Here is a 16,770-nt window from a genome sequence, read left to right as displayed (position 1 = left end):
GGACCTACTTATGTCAGCAGTCAAATCAATCGCCGTCCTTACGAGCGGCGGAGATTCACAAGGTATGAACGCAGCTGTGCGCGCTGTTGTGCGGAGCGCATTGTATCACGGCTTGGAAGTATACGGAGTGCAGCGCGGTTATCAGGGACTGATCAACGATGATCTTCGCCCGATGGATCTGCGCAGTGTCGGTGACATCATTCAACGCGGCGGCACCATTCTGCAAACGGCACGTTGTAAGGATTTCTTGACGCCAGAGGGCCAGCAGAAAGGGGCAGATGTGCTTCGTGAGCGTGGCATCGACGGCTTGGTCGTCATTGGCGGCGACGGTTCCTATCAAGGTGCGAACAAGCTGAGCAAGCTCGGTATCAAAACGATGACTCTTCCGGGCACAATCGACAACGACATTGCGTTTACCGATTTCACGATCGGCTTTGATACCGCAGTCAGTATTGTCGTTGACGCCATCAACAAGCTTCGCGACACGATGACCTCGCATGAGCGCTCCTCGATCGTTGAAGTAATGGGGCGGCACTGCGGCGACATCGCTCTGTATGCTGGTCTAGCCAGCGGAGCGGAGACGATCCTCGTACCTGAGGTTCCTTACGATCTGGACGAAGTTTCCCGCCGTATGCAAGATAACTTCAAACATGGCAAACGTCATAGCATTATCATCGTCGCAGAAGGCGCTGGAAAAGGCCAAGATGTGGCGGATCATATTACCGGTTGCTGCAATATCGACCCGCGCGTTACGGTTTTGGGACATATCCAGCGCGGCGGTTCACCGACGCATAACGACCGGGTTCTAGCTAGCCAACTGGGCGATTTTGCAGTCCGTCAACTGATGGATGGCCAATCCGCCAAGTCTTGCGGCATCATCAAGGGCGAGCTGGTTGCTACCGATATTGATCTGGTTGTCAACACCAAAAAGCCATTTAACATGGATCTTTACAACCTGGCACTGCGTCTTTCCCAATAAGCTGCAGAGGAGATCAAGCCTTGTTCCTATACAAAATCGAGCTTCAGCTGCCTGAAGGCAAACAAGCTCATCTGATCGTACTGGCTGCTACCGATGAGAAAGCTTTCTCTTACGTCGAAAGCCATGTGCAGCGTCATTATCTTCATATGCCAGAGCTTCAGTCTATCGCAATTGTCGAAAAGAAACGCACAGATCCCGGCAGCGGCTACCTGATCGAGGGATAGTATCGTAGGCCAGCCCTGCGATCGCTGTTAATGGAACGCTCAGCTAACGACCTCACGCAAAAAGCTCCGCCCCCTTTGAAGGGGCGGAGCTTTTTGCAGTAAATCTATAAGTTTGAATAAGTGCCGAAATCTTTATTTATAATTTGCTTCCGTATAGTTGTTGCCGGCATTCCACAGTAGATATTCCTTCACGCCGGTATCATTTAACGCTTTGATCTGGGCTTCGACTTCATTTTTGCCGTACTTCATATAGTTGCCTTTGCCAAGCCAACTGGCCGTGAAGTCTTGAATCCAGGGACGAATGACCGGCTTGTGGTCGCCAATTGGATCCAGTTTTTTGTGTGTATCCACCATGGAGCCCTTGATAACCTGATAAGGCGCACGGTCAGGCGCCTTGGCACCGTACCAGCCTGTCGAGTAGTGGCTCGGATATATCATGGGGCTAATGACATCCACATACTTAGAAATCTTCACGAAGTCCTGTCCGATGCCCTCGGCAGCAGGTACGGAAGCTGCGTAACCGAAAATGTCGACGGATACCCGGACATCGAGATCAGCCAGCTGTTCGCGGGCGTATTTGACGAATCCGGCAACCGCATCAACACGACTAATATCCGTTTTGGTGTACTTCAAGGAGTCTGCTTTTTTCTCAAAACCTTCCGGGAAGCGGACATAGTCGAACTGGATTTCCTTAAAGCCGAATTTGACAGCATCCTTGGCGACGGCGATATTGTAATCCCAAACTTCTTTGGAATAGGGATTGACGAAGCTGTCTCCTTTGCCGTTTTTCCACACGCTTCCGTCCTTGCGAACGAAGCTGAGCTCGGGATTTTTCGCGGCAAGGATAGTATCCTTGAAGACGACGATGCGCGCGATCGGATAGACATCATTTTCCTTCAGTTTGGTCATGAGTGCCGGCATGTCTTTGATGTACTTTTTGGCCGTGCCCATCTTCAGCAGCTCAGCATTATCCGTAGGATAAGTGATGTAGCCAAAGTCATCCTTGACGTCGATGACCATGCTGTTGAGCTCAGTGCGGTTGAGCAAGGACAAAAGCTTCTCAAGCCTTGCTCCGCCAGCGCTGTGAGCAGTGACATAAACGCCCTTTACTTCCGGTGCATCGGGCTGTGGATCCCTTTTGACGAAGGTTCCGCCCCCGGCATCGGGAGGCTGAACTGCTGTCGTTGGTGCGTTGACAATCGTTTTGCCAGCGGTCCCATTTATATAGGATGCCATCATTTGGTGCGAGGCTCCGGATTCCGGTCCCGTTCCTCCAGAAAGCAGTTGCATAAGCAGCAACATTGTTGTGTACACCATTTCCATTCTGTTCTCTCCCTATGTAATCGTCTCTAGAAATTATAAAACAATTATGGCCCCACTGACACAGGAAATTTGAGATATAAAATAAATCTTCAAAATAAATAAGCCCGCCTCAAGGGCGGGCCCTGTCCATGCCATAGCGGCAGGACAATTAATGCAAAAGCGTAAGCTTCTGGTATTCACAAATGCTCTGTTGCACAATCTCCATGGCGTCAGCCGGTTCTAAAACCGAAAATCCGTCCCGGAGAACAATCTTGAGATCAAGCTCATGCGTTGTAAGGAAGGAATGAAGCTCGGGAGCCAGTTTTTCCACAATCCTCGAGAGTTTGACCGTTTCCATATCCACCTTGCATCACCCTTTCTCATGAGATATCAGGGCAAGAACGCTGGGCATGAAACAATGAACTACGGGATAAAACCAGTATACCCTATGCCGTTGGCAGAAGAAAGGGAGGCATCGATAAATCCGCGCTTACCCTTATACAGAGGGATGAAGCTAACCGGAGTTACGCCGGAAATCACCCATGACACCAACGGTCTCCACAATATTGACGAAAGCTTTGGGATCCAGTTTGCGAACCATCAGCTTCAGCTCTTCGAGCTCATAACGGGTTGTCACCGTCATAAGCATATCATGTTCCTGAGAAGAAAATGCTCCCCTCGTTCTTATGATGGTTACTCCTCGAGGACGAGCGAGCATTTGAGCAAGCAGTTCATCGGTTTTTTGGGTGATGATGAAGGCTGTAACTTTGTGATGGCGGATGTGGATAAGGTCAACGATCTTGCCCGCCGTAAAGATGGAGATAAGCGAGTACAGGGCTATATCCCAATTCCCGGTGAAAAAGACGAGAATGCCGATCACAAGGCCATTCAGAATGAAGATTAACATGCCTACCTGCAAATCCCTGTTGCGGCTGACGATGGAAGCGACGATGTCGAAACCTCCGGAAGAGCCTCCTGCACGAAGACAAAGTCCGGTTCCGAAGCCGAGCAGCAAACCGCCGAATACAGAAGCAAGCAGAATATCTTTTGCAAGCGGAATAACAGGTACCAGCTGCATGAAGATTGTGGCAGCTACTACGGAATAACTGCTCCACCCAACGAACCGCCGACCGAGCGAGAACCAGCCCCATACGAGTACAGGAATGTTGAGGACAAGATACAGCCAGCCGATATTGCTGCCGGTAAGATAACCGATCATCATGGATATCCCGGATAGGCCGCCGCTCAACAGTTGCTGAGGAATAAGCAGGACATTGAAGCCGATCGCAATCAGCAGCGAGCCTGCTGTAACGGCCAGCCAGGAGGTCAAGGATCGAAATGGCTTCATGGCTTCCTCCATCCTGGCCGCGGGGACATTTCCATCAACGGCCATCAACGATATACACGAATGTAGTATGGCTGTTTGCGTGCGACTGGTATTCATCCGGTTCTTTATGCTATACTTAACAGGATATTTTTGAAGCGAGCTTCACAAGAGAAGGAGTTAGGATAAGATTTGAAAACATTTGCTGAATTTGGCCTGGACGCGAAGGTGTTACAGGCAATTACGGAGCTTGGATTCGAGGAATCCACCCCAATTCAAGATAAGTCCATCCCGATTGCAATGAACGGTAGCGATCTGATTGGCCAAGCACAAACAGGTACAGGTAAGACCGCTGCATTCGGAATTCCGCTCATCAACAAAATTCCATCCAGCGAAGAACGCATCGTCGCTCTCATTATGACCCCAACCCGCGAGCTTGCGATCCAGGTTGCTGAAGAGATCGGCAAGCTTGCACGGTTCAAAGGTATACGTTCCCTCCCGATTTACGGCGGACAAGAAATCGGACGTCAGATCCGTGCCCTTAAAAAGCGCCCGCAAATCATCATTGGTACCCCAGGACGTCTGCTCGACCACATTAACCGCAAAACGATCAAGCTCGACGATGTTCAACATGTCGTACTTGACGAAGCGGACGAAATGCTCGACATGGGCTTCATGGAAGACATCACTTCCATCCTCAGCCTCGTGCCGGCAGAGCGTCAGACGATGTTGTTCTCGGCAACGATGCCTCCTAACATCCAACGTCTTGCTCAGCAGTTCCTGAGAAACCCTGAGCATGTTTCGGTCATTCCGAAACAAGTCAGCGCGCCTACGATTGACCAGTCCTACATTGAAGTGCATGAGCGCCAGAAGTTCGACGCTCTTAGCCGCTTGTTGGATATGGAGAGCCCTGATTTGGCCATCATCTTTGGCCGCACGAAGCGTCGGGTTGACGAGCTGAGCGAAGCGCTGCAAAAGCGTGGATACTCCGCAGACGGCCTGCATGGCGACCTTAGCCAAAATCAGCGCGATAACGTAATGCGCAAGTTCCGCGATGGCAGCATCGATGTGCTTGTAGCAACTGACGTTGCTGCGCGCGGTCTTGATGTATCCGGCGTAACGCATGTTATCAACTTTGACCTTCCGCAAGATCCGGAGAGCTACGTGCATCGGATTGGCCGTACAGGCCGTGCAGGCAAAGAAGGAACGGCATGGAGCTTCGTGACGCCTCGTGAGACGGATCACCTTCACTTCATCGAGAAGGTGACACGCCAGCGTATTGCGAAGAAACCTGTTCCTTCCTTGGCTGAAGCTATCGAAGGTAAACAACGTATTACGGCAGAGCGCATTCTCGAAGTCGTTCAAGGCGAGAACTTCGTTGAATATAAAGGCGTTGCCATCCAACTGCTCGAGCAATACGACTCCGTTAATCTGCTTGCATCGGCTATTGCGCTGATTACGGGCGAGAAGAAGGATGTCAGCATCGAGCTTACGCCTGAAGATCCGATTCGCGCTAAAAAGCGTCGTCCGGATGTTCGCTCCAGCGGACGCCGTTTCACGGGCAGCGGCTACGGCGGCGGCAACCGTACCGGTTCCGGCAGCAGTAGCAGCAGCAGCAGCAGCAGCGCTCCTCGTGGTCGCAGCGGCTATGGCGGCGGTAGCGGCAGTGGATATGCCGGCAACCGTGGTAGCAGCAGCAGTAGCAGCAGCCGTGACGGCTATAAGCCTAGAGAAGGTGGCCGCAGCTACGAAGGACGCGGTAACAGCAGCAGCAGCAGCTATGAGAACCGCAGTGGCGAGCAACGTCGTTCGAAGCCAGCTTCCGATGACTTTGTGAACAACTAATCCGCTTGCGCCTAGCGCAAACAAAAAAGCCGGGTCAACCGTATAAAACGGTTGTTTCCCGGCTTTCTTTGTACTCATACTACATTGGTTGGTATTGTTTCATGCCTGCCCTGTATTAGTTTTTACATCCGGTAGCAGCAGCGGAATTCTTTTCATTGAAAAGCACTCCCGTAGTCCGCGCTGGCCGGTTTTAACTATTACCAGCAGAATGCACTCACGATAATAACCAAAAGAATGAACAGGACAAGAATAGCTCCAGTGCTGCTGCTACCTCCAAAACCTCCGTAACCCATATCGACACCTCCTAATACTGATGATTGGGTGAAGCTAATAACAATATATGTAGGAGACCCTCCGAGGGACAGGACTAATGCCTTGATAAGGAATAGTTGGGCTTCTGCCCTCAGACGAGTTATAATAGAAATGTCAATCGTAACCGCTATCAGCAGGGGGGATCAGCAGTATTATGGAAATGAAAGGTGTAATGGGAGGCTTTTACCGCATATCCGAATGGATCATGAGGCTTGCGGTCATCAATCTTCTCTGGATTATCTGTTCCATACCGTTTGCTTTTTTAGTACTTACCGCATTTCTATCCACAGGTGTTGAAGGCGTCGATGTAACCCAGAGCTTTTTTAGTTGGATATTCTTAGCAATCCTTGCTTCTCCGTTTACATTGTTTCCGGCGACGACGGCTATGTTCGGCGTAGCGCGCAAATGGGTGATGGGAGATGTAGACGTACCTTTGTTCAAGACGTATTTCCGCAACTATAAGGAGAATTATCTTCAAAGCATGATTGGTGGCATTCTTTACGCTCTTTTGTTCGCCATCATGATCGTGGACTACCGCGTGTACATGAACAATCCAAGTTTACAAATTGTATCCTATATTTTCATCGGTTTGATGCTGCTGCTGTCGATATCCGTCTTCAATTTTTTCTCGATGGTTGTACACTATCACATGAAGACGTTCCAGCTGCTCAAAAATGCAATTCTGATCACGATTGGAAGGCCGTTCCGTTCCTTCTCTACGGCCATCGTAAGCGGATTCGTTTTTTATATCAGCTTTACGAAGTTTACATTTCTGATTCCGTTTTTCATGGGCAGCATCATCGCCTATTTCGCCTTCTGGAACTTCTATCTCGTTTATCAGAAGGTACAGGACCAAATGGAGGCGAAGAAACGCCAGGCAGAAGAAGAAGCGGATCTCGTAGACAACGAGCTTGAGAAAGGCACCAAAAAGTAATTTTTCCACTCGTTTCCAAGATGCGAAATTTGGAGCTTGGGATTTTACTTTTGAGCCGCTAACGCTTATAATAACAATACATCCTGCGGTGCTCGTTACGGCTTTAAATTGTTTTGAACCAATGGCTGTTTCCCGGGAGTTCAACATCGACCAGCGGCTGGCATGCCTTCATTTTATGGAGGACCCCAAATGCTGTTCTGAGGACACCCACCTGCGAGAGCGGGTTCAGGAACAAGCGAGTCGGACGGCATTGCGGGACTTTAATTTAGAGTTTTTCACGACTCTGACACTCGTCAGAGCCTTTTTTTTGAATTTGTAGCACCTGTTTCACTGCTTGTATATACATAGACGTCGGAGGGGGAATCACCATTGCTGAAACGGACGCTTCTGGGTCTGCTGCGCAGCTTCGAACAGTCAGGCGACAAGGCAAAGAATCCGCTGCTGAAATCCCATTATTACAAGCTTTCCAAGGACAAGGCTTTTGATGAGGTATTGTCCACGCTAAAAAAGTTGCAAGGATATAAGGTACTTCATGATGTACCTTCTGTTGGGGAGATTGTGCTTGAGAAAAGAACTGTAACGGGTAGGACGATGGACATCACCGTATCTGTGATCGGGACTGGCCCCGTAACTTCTGCGGTTGATATTTACTCAGCCTCGCGTGGCTCGCTAGGCGATCTAGGCGCTAACTACAGGGTTATTCTCGACATTTATCGTACCTTGGACAAGAAGCTGGCCTCTTATAAGACAACTTCCTGAATAAGCAAAAAGCGAGTGAAGGACAACCATCCTTCCTCGCTTTTCTGTTCTTAGAAAGCTGATCTTATTGAAGGGCGCGTACGGCTTCAACAGCTGCTTCATAATTTGGATGTTCGGTCATTTCGCCGAGAACTTCAACATATTGAATCGTGTCGTTGGCATCAATGACGAAGATTGCGCGCATATCAAGTCTTAATTCCTTAATCAGGACACCATAAGCTTGTCCAAATTCGTTGCTTTTGTAATCGGAGAGAAGGACAACATTATCGATTCCAGCGGCGCCGCACCAGCGAGCTTGTGCGAACGGTAGATCGACGCTGACGGTGAGAACGGCTACGTTTTCACCAAGCTTGGCTGCTTCTTCGTTGAAGCGGCGAGTTTGAGCGTCACATACGCCGGTGTCAATCGAAGGAACGACACTAATCAGCTTGATTTTACCCCCATAATCAGCAAGGCTGACTGTGTCGACTAGAGATTTGTTGAGGGTGAAGTCTGGAGCTTTATCCCCTACTTGAAGCTGTGGACCAACCAGAGTAATTGGGTTGCCCTTTAAGCTTGCTTGACGTTCCTGTGTCATATGGAATATCCTCCTTCAGCCTGTTTAAGTATTAGGAAATGCTTATCAATTATAATCTTTTGTTTACCCCGTTGTCCAATCGGTAAAGGAGGGACGCTGTATGATTTTTTTGCGCTATGAAAGCTTTCGCGGTTACCTGAAGGCTTATCCAGTAACATCGGTTTTGATTGCACTGAACCTGATCTTGTTCGCAGGACAGATATTGACCAATGATCGGCTTTCCCAGCAGTTTTTGTTCCTGCAATGGAGTAACTTGCCTGGATATGCTGACAATTCTTATGGGCTGCAGGAGCCATGGCGTTATGTAACCTCGATGTTTGTGCATGGCAGTATGCAGCATCTGTTTTTCAATATGTTTGCCTTACTTGTATTCGCACCTCCATTGGAGCGATTGATTGGAAGCTGGCGATATACGCTGCTGTATCTATTGAGTGGCATTGCCGGTAATATTCTTAGCGCAGTCGCTATCACTGGCGTACAACAGTCTCTTGGCGCTTCAGGAGCGATTTACGGCGTATATGGCGCTTATCTATTCATGGCGTTGCATCGCAAAGGCATGATGGATGAAAGCTCGGCCAAAACCGTCTATATGATATTGGGACTTGGCGTCGTTTCCTTGCTTTTCTATTCCAATATCAACTGGTGGGCGCATCTGGGCGGCCTAATCGGAGGATATCTGATCTATGCAGCAATGGACAATAAGGAAAAATATCGTCGGGGCAGATACCGTTGAATGAAATGAGTCAGAGAAAGGCGGCGGCCATTCTCTTGCAATAGAAAAAAGAAGACCCTCGAGACATCTCGAGGGTCTTCTTTAATTTGGTGATTAATCGCGATTCGATGAGAAGAAAATCATAACGTACTTGATCAACTCAAGCAGTGAGACCAACGCCGCAGCGACGTAGGTAAGAGCAGCAGCATTAAGAACTTTGGATACACCGCGCTCTTCTTCGTTCGTAATGAAACCTTCAGAAACCATCAGCTCCCGCGCTCTGCTGCTGGCATTGAACTCAACCGGCAGCGTGATGAGCTGGAAGGCGACTGCAACGGAGAAGAATACGATACCGACACCGATCAGTCCTGTAGCCTGAAAAAGGAAGCCTGCAATGAGCAGGAAGGGTGCTACGCCGGAAGCGAAGTTCACGACTGGGAAAATCCGGTGGCGAAGCGTCAGCATCGGATAGCTAACCTTGTGCTGGATCGCATGGCCTACTTCATGGCAGGCAACGGAGACAGCTGAGATGGAGCTTTCGTAGTAAACCGGCTCTGACAATCGTACGACGCGATGGATCGGATCGTAATGATCGGACAGGCGACCGGGAACTGGCTCAATCGGAACATCGTACAGACCGTTGGCATCAAGCAAACGACGTGCCGCTTCATAGCCTGTTATACCGCTCATCACCTGAACATCAGACCAGCGATTGAAGGTACCCTTTACCCTGAATTGAGCCCAGATCGAGAGAGCAAAGGCAATCAGGATGAGAAAGTCCATTGGATGAAAAAAAAGCATGCTATCCCTCCATCTTCAATTACTTCGTTGGTTACATGAAATTACCCTTGTTCAGAATCAGCATAAGCGCCTCAATACAAGCCGCAGTTTGCGGAATGAGTCGCTTAACGGCTTTATTGGCTTGCTTCGGCTTAAGATTCTGAATGACGGGCTCAAGCTCTTTCACTTCTCGCTCAAGTTGACTTAGATGAAGTTGAAGATCGCTAAGCCTTTGAGTGACCTGGGACACAGATGAAACATCGTTCCAGCTATCGAGAGCTTGCTTGATTTCGTCCAACGTATATTTTTCTTTCTTCAACTGTTCTATACGTCTTAGCCGTTCCAAAGTTTCAGTGCTATAAAGACGATAATTGCCTTCACTGCGGCTCTCTGGATGAATCAGGCCAAGCTTCGTATAGTAATCGATTGTTCTTGAGCTGACCTGAGCCTGCTTGGATAATTCTCCGATCTTGAGCAGATTATCAGCCATTGTTACTCCACCATCCTTAATTAAACCCTGCAATATCTATGAAAACAATTTTAATCGCTAAGCCTTCATGCCGTCAAACAAATTACATCCCAGCTAGTGCTCGTACAGTAGACAGCATTCGACAGTTCGAAAACCTGACATGGATAATTCTCCGGTTTTATAATGGGAGAAGCGCAAGGTTTGTCAGCTTATTTCAATGAAAGGCGAACGATATAGTGTAGTATTTGATTCGAATTGAGAAAATCCTCTTTAAATCTTAACATTATATATGAATTTTAGAATCAACGTTTGACATTTATTGTCCCGCTGAAAAATTACGTGTTGTCAAAACGGAACCTTCTGACTATAATGTCATTAAGTCTTTCTTTTCGTGTTAGATAAAGTGACGTTAAATGGGGGAGTGGTTGTAATGATCAAAAAAATGTTGATATCCATTAGTGCAATGTTGGTGCTGTTCCCAACGATGGCGTTTGCGGAGGATCCTTCGAGCGCAACGCTCAACATGGGCCTCAACTCGCTGTGGGTTATGCTTTCAGCGATTCTGGTTCTGCTTATGCAAGGAGGATTCATCCTGCTTGAAACTGGCTCCACCCGTATGAAAAATGCGGGTCATGTAGCAGGCAAAACGATTTTCACCGTAGGATTATGTTCCCTTATCTATTGGGCGGTAGGTTATGGAGTTGCGTTCGGCGCTTCAGGTAATGATTTCTTCGGCTGGGGAGACTTCCTATTCGATCCATCCAAGGTTTCGGTTGATAATGCTTTGCCCCCAACAATTTTCTTCTTGTTCCAGCTTGCTTTTGCTGCTGTATCCCTATCCATTGCTTGGGGCGGCTTCGCAGAGCGCGCTAAGTTCTCCGTTTATCTAATCTTCACCATTTTGTTTACAGCCCTTATTTATCCGGTTGTTGCCCATTGGATTTGGGGCGGCGGTTTCCTCTTCCAAGACGGTGCACAAGACTTTGCAGGCTCCACCGTTGTTCACTTGACCGGTGCAATGGCTGCTCTTGCAGGCACAATCTTGTTAAAGCCTCGGATCGGCAAGTTCAACAAGGACGGGTCTGCCAATGAGATTCTCGGACATAACCAAGTGTTCACGGCGCTGTCCGTGTTAATCTTGTGGGTTGGCTGGTTCGGCTTCAATGCCGGCAGTACGCTTGCTATAGGCGATGGATTTTTCGGTTATGTAGCTTTTAACACTCAACTTGGTGCAGCTGGCGGCGCTGTAGCAGCGATGCTGATTTCCTGGGCTGTTCTTGGCAAAACGGATATTGGCACAACGCTAAATGGCGCTCTGGCCGGACTTGTCGCTATTACCGCATCTTGTGCGTTTGTTGATCCATGGGCTGCCGTTGTAATCGGTCTTGTTGCTGGCGTCCTTGTATTCTATAGCACTCGTTTCTTCGAAAAGATCAGAATCGACGATCCGATCTTCGCTCTGTCTGTACATGGCGCTGCGGGCATTTGGGGTACGCTGGCTAACGGTATCTTTGCAACCGAAGAATTGGCCACCAAGCTCAATACCGGCAAGGGCGGCCTTATCGACACGGGATCTTGGGATCAGCTGTGGGTACAGCTGGAGAGTGTCGCCGTCAGTGGGGCGTATGCCTTCGCTGTTAGCTTCATCATTCTGGCCGTTATGAAGAAGGTTATGGGCCTACGTGTAACGGAAGAGCAAGAGATTGCTGGCCTCGACTTGAGCGAGCATGGCAACTACGGCTACCCAGAGCAGCTCAAAAAATCCTCCACTCCTAACATCGGAGCTTGACAACTTTTTGACCCGCAATCATCATGAGCTTGAGATGGGCAAAAGGGGAGGAAACGCCGAATGACAGATCCAGGATGGCAGCAGCTGCTGCATGGAATCGCCCATGCTGATGATTCCGCCAGCCTGCATCGCCTCCGCGAACTTGTCCACGACCGAATGGTCGCACGGCTGCCCCTGCAAGGGACCGAACAATTCTATGGGGAGCTGAATGACGCGCATGACGCTTTTGTTCAGCGCGCCATTCAGCTTGCACAATTTGAACTGGCACGGCTCGGGAGGGGTGTTCCCCCCGTGCCTTTTGCTTATTTGTTGTTCGGAAGCGGCGGGCGCAGGGAGCAGACCTTGCTTAGCGATCAGGACAGCGGCATCATTTATGCCGACTCGCTGAGCCAAGCGGAGCAGGAAAAAAGCAGCCAGTATTTTACCGCCTTGGCGGATCGGATTGTCCAACTGCTGCTTGAAACGGGATATCCGCTCTGTGAAGGGAATGTACTGAGCAGCAACCCGGAATGGTGCCGCTCACTTTCCAGTTGGCGTGTTAAGCTGAACGGCTGGTTCCAGGAGCCGGCATGGGAAGCGGTTCGTTACCTGCTTATTGTGGCGGACAGCCGCTGTGTATATGGTGAGACTGGGCTTCATGATGAGCTTAAGGATGATTTTTATGGTGATGTAATCCGGCAACCAATTATCGTTAAGCGCATGCTGGAGAACACGATGAAACATAAGGTGCTGCTCAATATTTTTGGACAGTTGCTTCGAGAACAGTATGGGGAAGATGCAGGCAGCATTGATATTAAGTATGGTGCGTATATTCCAATGGTTAATGCAATTCGGCTGCTCGCGATTGAAGCCAACCTGAGGGAAGCATCTACCCTTGACCGAATTCGCAGCCTGGAGAAGCTTGGTTTGGTTCAGCCAGGGGAGGCAGCGGAGTGCATCGAGATATTCCTGCTGTTCCTTCGGCTTCGCATGATGACCACCGAGAAGATCGAGAACGGCCAGTACACGACCAATGGCAAGCTGTCATCGAGCAAGCTCAGCAAAGAGATGGCCGAGAAACTGAAAAACGGCCTAAAGCTAGGGAAAAAGCTGCAGCGCAAGGTGTACCGCCATACGATGAGCAGGCTGTGAGGGATCGAAAGGAGTCAACATGAAAGATAGCAGAGGCGTCAGCCGAATGTGGCAGCTATACAAAATGGGGGGCGTAACGCCAGCCATCGCGTCCATGTTGGGAGCGCAGAATGCGCAGCAGATGGCATTCATGCGCGCGGTGAACCGTGATTTGCGCAAGCAGTCCTTGCTGGACACTCCTTTTGCTGAGCTGGAGACGGTCGTATTCGATCTTGAAACGACAGGATTCTATCCTTACAACGGAGATGAGATTATTAGCTTCGGCGCGGTGCTTCTTCGAGGCGGAGTTATAGTTGAAGACAAAACTTTCTACAGTCTTGTTAATCCTAAACGTAAAGTTCCCCTGCATATTACCGAGCTGACGGAAATTACCAGTTCGATGGCAGAGGATGCGCCGGAGCTTATGGATGTACTTCATCAATTCATGGAGTTTTGCGGCAAACGATTGCTTATTGCTCATGGTAGCGGACATGACAAGCAGTTTTTGAACGCTGCGTTATGGAAAACGTTCAAATGCAATCTGACCCATCGCGTGTTGGATACGATGATGGTAGCCAAATGGCTTAATCCCGGACGGGAAGCTTACGGTCTGGATGAGCTGTTAGAAGAGGAAGGCATTCCGATTACTCGCCGCCATCATGCGTTGGAGGATTGTTTTATGCAAACCAAGCTATGGCAGACTTATTTAGAACGGATTCGTTCCCGCAATATTCATACTCTCAGCGATCTATACGCTTATCTCAGTCAGCACTAATCGTCTCATTCCATTCGAGGATGAGGTGAAGACGCTTATCTCGGTTGTGGCTGGATCAGCCAGCGATACAATCCACATCTGCAACATTTGCAGCCCTTCAGCCCCGCTGAAGGGTTCTTTTACGCTAACAGATGAACTCCACAGGGGATGAGTGAGGTCCTCGTTGGAAGGGAATGGCGGACCGGAAGGATGGGAATGATAGAAGCCAGTGAGGCTGTATCGGGATTGAGATAGATGGAATAGCGTCCGGACCCACTCTGCAGGATCGAACTTGAAATGATGTTCCGGCTCGGGATGAGTATTGTTCATAGGCAGAATAGCTGACGCGACTCGCTCGGAATCATCGATTCGGCAGGCGATCAGACCGCATGCTTCCCTTGGCAGCTCTTGATGGCAAAGTAGTTTCAGTTTCTGTATGGCTTCGGATGTAATAACAGCTGTATATGACGTAGGCGAGGGCATATTGGATCTCCTTCTAAATAGTTAAGTTATGGAATGGAAGGGCTTCCTTGAGTGACCAGCCTCATCCATGATAACATGTCCGTATAAGAGAAGAGCAGAAGCGAAGGAAGGTATGGCATGAAACGATTCACTACAACAGGAATTCTACTGGTGGCTGTTTTGCTTGGAGTATGGATTTGGATGGATCGCGCTGACATGCCGCTTGGAGGAATCGCTGCGATTACCGGTAATGGCGAGGCCAAGCCCAAAACGGGTTATGACGCGCCTGCGTTTAGCTTAACGGGTCTCGATGAACAGACATATGCGGTGCAAGGAGCCAGGAAAAAGCCGGTTTTTGTTAATTTTTGGGCTTCCTGGTGCGGGCCATGTGATCTTGAGGCGCCTGATTTGCAGGAGCTTTACCTCAAATATGGCGACCAGATAGATTTTTATGGCGTCAATTCCACGAGTTACGACCGCGAACGCGATGCACGTAAGTTTGTCGATGAGAAAAAGCTAACCTTCCCGATTCCGATGGACCGGAGTGGCGACGTAACCAAGCTGTATAAAGTCAGCAATTTCCCGACTACAGTGCTGATCGGTACAGACGGCAAGGTGAAGGATCGCATCACTGGCGTTATTCCAATAGATCAATGGAAACAGAAGCTGGATGATCTGCTGAAGAGTCCTTAAGCTCTAACCTAATTCAAAATAGCCTGGCTGCCTGCGGAATGTCCGCTTGCTGCCGGGCTGTTTGATTTTACGGTGGTGTTTACATCGTGATCAATGGTGGCCTTTTTGAACAACCTTTATTAGTGATTAATGACTCCTGTGCGGCTGCGAAGAGAATCTTCTCCCGTTCCGGATTCCATTCGATCCATGCCGAGCAGCGCATAGCGGATGCTGTCCAGCAAAGCTTCCCAGCTCGCTTCGATCACATTGCCGGATACACCGACGGTATTCCAGCTGCTGGCGAAGTCGCTGGACTCAATCAGCACGCGAACTTTGGCTGCTGTAGCGTCCTTCTCGTCCAACACACGTACCTTGTAATCCGCCAGATGGATATCATTAATGCGCGGATAAAACGGCAGCAATGCCTTACGCAGCGCATTGTCGAGTGCGTTGACAGGGCCATTGCCTTCGGCTGCGGTATAAACGGATTCTTCACCGACACGCAGCTTAACTATCGCCTCCGTAGACATTCCGTGAACCGTCTTCTCGAGGAGGATTTTGAACGTCTCTACGGCAAATACTTCGTTCAGGCCGCCAAAGGCATCACGCAGCAACAGCTCCAGACTGGCATCCGCCGCCTCGAACTGATATCCCTGATGCTCAAGGTCCTTGATTCGCTCGATAATGGATTTGGTGTTGTCGTTATTGCTGTTAATATCCAGTCCAAGCTCCTGCGCCTTGGAGATAACGTTGCTCTGTCCAGCCAGCTCGGAAACGAGGATACGCTGTTTGTTGCCGACTAGATCAGGCTCGATATGCTCGTATGTTTTGGAGTCTTTAAGAATGGCCGAGACATGGATGCCACCCTTATGGGCAAAAGCAGCATTGCCGACATACGGCTGGCCGACAGGCATGCTCACATTAGCGATCTCGCTAATATAACGTGCTGTTGAGGTGAGCAGGCGGAGCTTGTCGGTACCTACAGTGTTGTAACCAAGCTTCAGCTCAAGGCTTGGCAGGATGGAGCAAAGATTGGCATTGCCGCAACGCTCGCCGTATCCGTTGATTGTTCCCTGCACCTGCGTTGCTCCCGCTTGCACAGCAGCCAGCGTGTTGGCAACGGCCAGCTCGCAGTCATTATGGGTATGAATGCCTAGCGGTGCGTTGATCTCGGAGCTTACTCGGCGAACAATATCGGAGATTTCTCCTGGCATCGTGCCGCCATTCGTATCGCACATCACGAGCCAATCCGCGCCTGCAGCGCGAGCGCGTTTCAGCACAGCGACAGCGTATTCCGGGTTGTTTTTGAACCCGTCAAAGAAATGCTCCGCGTCGAAAATCGCTTCAAGACCACGCTGTTTGAGATAGGCGATGGAGTCGAAGATCATGGACAGATTCTCTTCCAGCGTCGTCCCAAGCGCCTTGTGAACGTGGAAATCCCATGACTTGCCGACCAGCGTGGCGGCCTGCACGCCCGACTCGGCGATTCGGATCAGGCTGGTATCCTGCTCAGCCAAGCTGTTCTTGCGCCGTGTGCTGCCAAAGGCGGTAATTTTGGCCCGCAGCCCAAGCTTTTGCACCCTTTGGAAAAATTCGATGTCCTTGCTGTTGCTGCCCGGATTGCCGCCTTCAATATAATGAACTCCCAGTTCATCGAGCTTCTGGGCAATCTTGAGCTTGTCGTCCGCAGACAGGCTGATCCCTTCGCCTTGGGTGCCGTCCCTCAGGGTAGTATCGAAGATGGAGATGGCCTGGGTCATAAACTG

The 16,770-nt window shown here is 49.7% G+C and carries 18 protein-coding genes and 1 other RNA gene; 11 read left to right on the top strand and 8 right to left on the bottom strand.

Features of this window, described 5'->3' with window-relative positions; genetic code table 11:
• Positions 1-10: 10 nt before the first annotated feature.
• Both pfkA and CGZ75_RS09720 read left to right on the top strand, forming a co-directional pair.
• The gene (gene pfkA, locus CGZ75_RS09725; RefSeq protein ID WP_089523988.1) at positions 11-979 is read left to right on the top strand and encodes a 6-phosphofructokinase; all 969 of its coding nucleotides are present in this window, start codon (positions 11-13) and stop codon (positions 977-979) included.
• Between the two features lie 20 nt (positions 980-999).
• Positions 1,000-1,203, top strand: a complete 204-nt coding sequence (locus tag CGZ75_RS09720; protein ID WP_089523987.1) for a DUF3906 family protein — start codon at positions 1,000-1,002, stop codon at positions 1,201-1,203.
• A gap of 132 nt (positions 1,204-1,335) precedes the next feature.
• Here CGZ75_RS09720 and CGZ75_RS09715 read toward each other — a convergent pair whose 3' ends face one another.
• Both CGZ75_RS09715 and CGZ75_RS09705 read right to left on the bottom strand, forming a co-directional pair.
• The gene (locus CGZ75_RS09715) at positions 1,336-2,526 is read right to left on the bottom strand and encodes a putative glycoside hydrolase (RefSeq protein ID WP_089523986.1); all 1,191 of its coding nucleotides are present in this window, start codon (positions 2,524-2,526) and stop codon (positions 1,336-1,338) included.
• Between the two features lie 493 nt (positions 2,527-3,019).
• Positions 3,020-3,853, bottom strand: coding sequence for a YitT family protein (locus CGZ75_RS09705; protein WP_089523985.1), 834 nt, complete (start codon positions 3,851-3,853; stop codon positions 3,020-3,022).
• 168 nt (positions 3,854-4,021) lie between these two features.
• On the opposite strand from CGZ75_RS09705, the gene cshA reads away from it, so the two are divergent.
• Entirely contained in the window at positions 4,022-5,674 is a 1,653-nt protein-coding gene (gene cshA, locus CGZ75_RS09700) for a degradosome RNA helicase CshA (protein ID WP_089523984.1), read from the top strand.
• Between the two features lie 197 nt (positions 5,675-5,871).
• Here the strand turns inward: cshA and CGZ75_RS09695 are convergent, their stop codons facing one another.
• Positions 5,872-5,967 (bottom strand): sporulation protein YjcZ, encoded by a 96-nt coding sequence (locus CGZ75_RS09695; RefSeq protein ID WP_089523983.1) that lies wholly within the window; start codon positions 5,965-5,967, stop codon positions 5,872-5,874.
• Between the two features lie 173 nt (positions 5,968-6,140).
• Between CGZ75_RS09695 and CGZ75_RS09690 the strand changes: the two genes are divergently transcribed.
• The 3 genes from CGZ75_RS09690 (at position 6,141) to CGZ75_RS09680 (ending at position 7,679) form a co-directional block, all read left to right on the top strand.
• Positions 6,141-6,920 carry a YesL family protein gene (locus CGZ75_RS09690; protein ID WP_089523982.1) on the top strand — a complete coding sequence of 260 codons (780 nt, stop codon included), beginning with the start codon at positions 6,141-6,143 and terminating at the stop codon, positions 6,918-6,920.
• 77 nt (positions 6,921-6,997) lie between these two features.
• Positions 6,998-7,183, top strand: a non-coding RNA gene (ssrS, locus tag CGZ75_RS09685) — 6S RNA.
• 106 nt (positions 7,184-7,289) lie between these two features.
• Positions 7,290-7,679 carry a DUF1499 domain-containing protein gene (locus tag CGZ75_RS09680; RefSeq protein ID WP_089523981.1) on the top strand — a complete coding sequence of 130 codons (390 nt, stop codon included), beginning with the start codon at positions 7,290-7,292 and terminating at the stop codon, positions 7,677-7,679.
• 64 nt (positions 7,680-7,743) lie between these two features.
• On the opposite strand, the gene tpx is transcribed toward CGZ75_RS09680, so the two are convergent.
• Positions 7,744-8,256, bottom strand: a complete 513-nt coding sequence (gene tpx, locus CGZ75_RS09675; protein WP_089523980.1) for a thiol peroxidase — start codon at positions 8,254-8,256, stop codon at positions 7,744-7,746.
• Positions 8,257-8,356: 100 nt separating this feature from the next.
• Between tpx and CGZ75_RS09670 the strand changes: the two genes are divergently transcribed.
• Positions 8,357-8,989 carry a rhomboid family intramembrane serine protease gene (locus CGZ75_RS09670; protein ID WP_089523979.1) on the top strand — a complete coding sequence of 211 codons (633 nt, stop codon included), beginning with the start codon at positions 8,357-8,359 and terminating at the stop codon, positions 8,987-8,989.
• Positions 8,990-9,082: 93 nt separating this feature from the next.
• Here CGZ75_RS09670 and CGZ75_RS09665 read toward each other — a convergent pair whose 3' ends face one another.
• Positions 9,083-9,769, bottom strand: a complete 687-nt coding sequence (locus tag CGZ75_RS09665; RefSeq protein WP_089523978.1) for a zinc metallopeptidase — start codon at positions 9,767-9,769, stop codon at positions 9,083-9,085.
• A 31-nt stretch (positions 9,770-9,800) separates the two neighbouring features.
• Complete coding sequence (locus tag CGZ75_RS09660; RefSeq protein WP_089523977.1) at positions 9,801-10,238, bottom strand: MerR family transcriptional regulator; 438 nt, start codon at positions 10,236-10,238, stop codon at positions 9,801-9,803.
• Positions 10,239-10,647: 409 nt separating this feature from the next.
• On the opposite strand from CGZ75_RS09660, the gene CGZ75_RS09655 reads away from it, so the two are divergent.
• Genes CGZ75_RS09655 through CGZ75_RS09645 form a run of 3 tightly spaced genes read left to right on the top strand, consistent with a single transcriptional unit; the run spans position 10,648 to position 13,891 of the window.
• Positions 10,648-12,006, top strand: a complete 1,359-nt coding sequence (locus CGZ75_RS09655) for an ammonium transporter (RefSeq protein WP_089523976.1) — start codon at positions 10,648-10,650, stop codon at positions 12,004-12,006.
• Positions 12,007-12,066: 60 nt separating this feature from the next.
• Positions 12,067-13,137 (top strand): DUF294 nucleotidyltransferase-like domain-containing protein, encoded by a 1,071-nt coding sequence (locus CGZ75_RS09650; RefSeq protein ID WP_089523975.1) that lies wholly within the window; start codon positions 12,067-12,069, stop codon positions 13,135-13,137.
• Between the two features lie 19 nt (positions 13,138-13,156).
• Positions 13,157-13,891 (top strand): exonuclease domain-containing protein, encoded by a 735-nt coding sequence (locus tag CGZ75_RS09645; protein WP_089523974.1) that lies wholly within the window; start codon positions 13,157-13,159, stop codon positions 13,889-13,891.
• Here CGZ75_RS09645 and CGZ75_RS09640 read toward each other — a convergent pair.
• A complete protein-coding gene (locus tag CGZ75_RS09640; protein WP_089523973.1) occupies positions 13,865-14,353 on the bottom strand; it encodes a M67 family metallopeptidase in 489 nt (162 codons plus the stop codon). The two genes, CGZ75_RS09645 and CGZ75_RS09640, sit on opposite strands and share 27 nt — an antisense overlap.
• 117 nt (positions 14,354-14,470) lie before the next feature.
• Between CGZ75_RS09640 and CGZ75_RS09635 the strand changes: the two genes are divergently transcribed.
• Positions 14,471-15,025 (top strand): TlpA family protein disulfide reductase, encoded by a 555-nt coding sequence (locus tag CGZ75_RS09635; protein WP_089523972.1) that lies wholly within the window; start codon positions 14,471-14,473, stop codon positions 15,023-15,025.
• A gap of 119 nt (positions 15,026-15,144) precedes the next feature.
• Here the strand turns inward: CGZ75_RS09635 and cimA are convergent, their stop codons facing one another.
• A complete protein-coding gene (gene cimA / locus CGZ75_RS09630; protein WP_089523971.1) occupies positions 15,145-16,764 on the bottom strand; it encodes a citramalate synthase in 1,620 nt (539 codons plus the stop codon).
• Positions 16,765-16,770: the final 6 nt, after the last annotated feature.

It is taken from the genome of Paenibacillus herberti, assembly GCF_002233675.1.
GTDB lineage: Bacteria > Bacillota > Bacilli > Paenibacillales > Paenibacillaceae > Paenibacillus_O > Paenibacillus_O herberti.
The sequence above is the reverse complement of the archived record's forward strand: the minus strand, read 5'-3'. Positions and strand labels throughout refer to the sequence as shown.

Bases quoted from the DNA above. Each gene is read 5' to 3' on its own strand.
- pfkA (WP_089523988.1), top strand. From the start codon at position 11: ATGTCAGCAGTCAAATCAATCGCCGTCCTTACGAGCGGCGGAGATTCA.
- CGZ75_RS09715 (WP_089523986.1), bottom strand. From the start codon at position 2,526: ATGGAAATGGTGTACACAACAATGTTGCTGCTTATGCAACTGCTTTCT.
- CGZ75_RS09705 (WP_089523985.1), bottom strand. From the start codon at position 3,853: ATGAAGCCATTTCGATCCTTGACCTCCTGGCTGGCCGTTACAGCAGGC.
- CGZ75_RS09695 (WP_089523983.1), bottom strand. From the start codon at position 5,967: ATGGGTTACGGAGGTTTTGGAGGTAGCAGCAGCACTGGAGCTATTCTT.
- CGZ75_RS09690 (WP_089523982.1), top strand. From the start codon at position 6,141: ATGGAAATGAAAGGTGTAATGGGAGGCTTTTACCGCATATCCGAATGG.
- tpx (WP_089523980.1), bottom strand. From the start codon at position 8,256: ATGACACAGGAACGTCAAGCAAGCTTAAAGGGCAACCCAATTACTCTG.
- CGZ75_RS09670 (WP_089523979.1), top strand. From the start codon at position 8,357: ATGATTTTTTTGCGCTATGAAAGCTTTCGCGGTTACCTGAAGGCTTAT.
- CGZ75_RS09665 (WP_089523978.1), bottom strand. From the start codon at position 9,769: ATGCTTTTTTTTCATCCAATGGACTTTCTCATCCTGATTGCCTTTGCT.
- CGZ75_RS09660 (WP_089523977.1), bottom strand. From the start codon at position 10,238: ATGGCTGATAATCTGCTCAAGATCGGAGAATTATCCAAGCAGGCTCAG.
- CGZ75_RS09655 (WP_089523976.1), top strand. From the start codon at position 10,648: ATGATCAAAAAAATGTTGATATCCATTAGTGCAATGTTGGTGCTGTTC.
- CGZ75_RS09650 (WP_089523975.1), top strand. From the start codon at position 12,067: ATGACAGATCCAGGATGGCAGCAGCTGCTGCATGGAATCGCCCATGCT.
- CGZ75_RS09645 (WP_089523974.1), top strand. From the start codon at position 13,157: ATGAAAGATAGCAGAGGCGTCAGCCGAATGTGGCAGCTATACAAAATG.
- CGZ75_RS09640 (WP_089523973.1), bottom strand. From the start codon at position 14,353: ATGCCCTCGCCTACGTCATATACAGCTGTTATTACATCCGAAGCCATA.
- CGZ75_RS09635 (WP_089523972.1), top strand. From the start codon at position 14,471: ATGAAACGATTCACTACAACAGGAATTCTACTGGTGGCTGTTTTGCTT.
- cimA (WP_089523971.1), bottom strand. From the start codon at position 16,764: ATGACCCAGGCCATCTCCATCTTCGATACTACCCTGAGGGACGGCACC.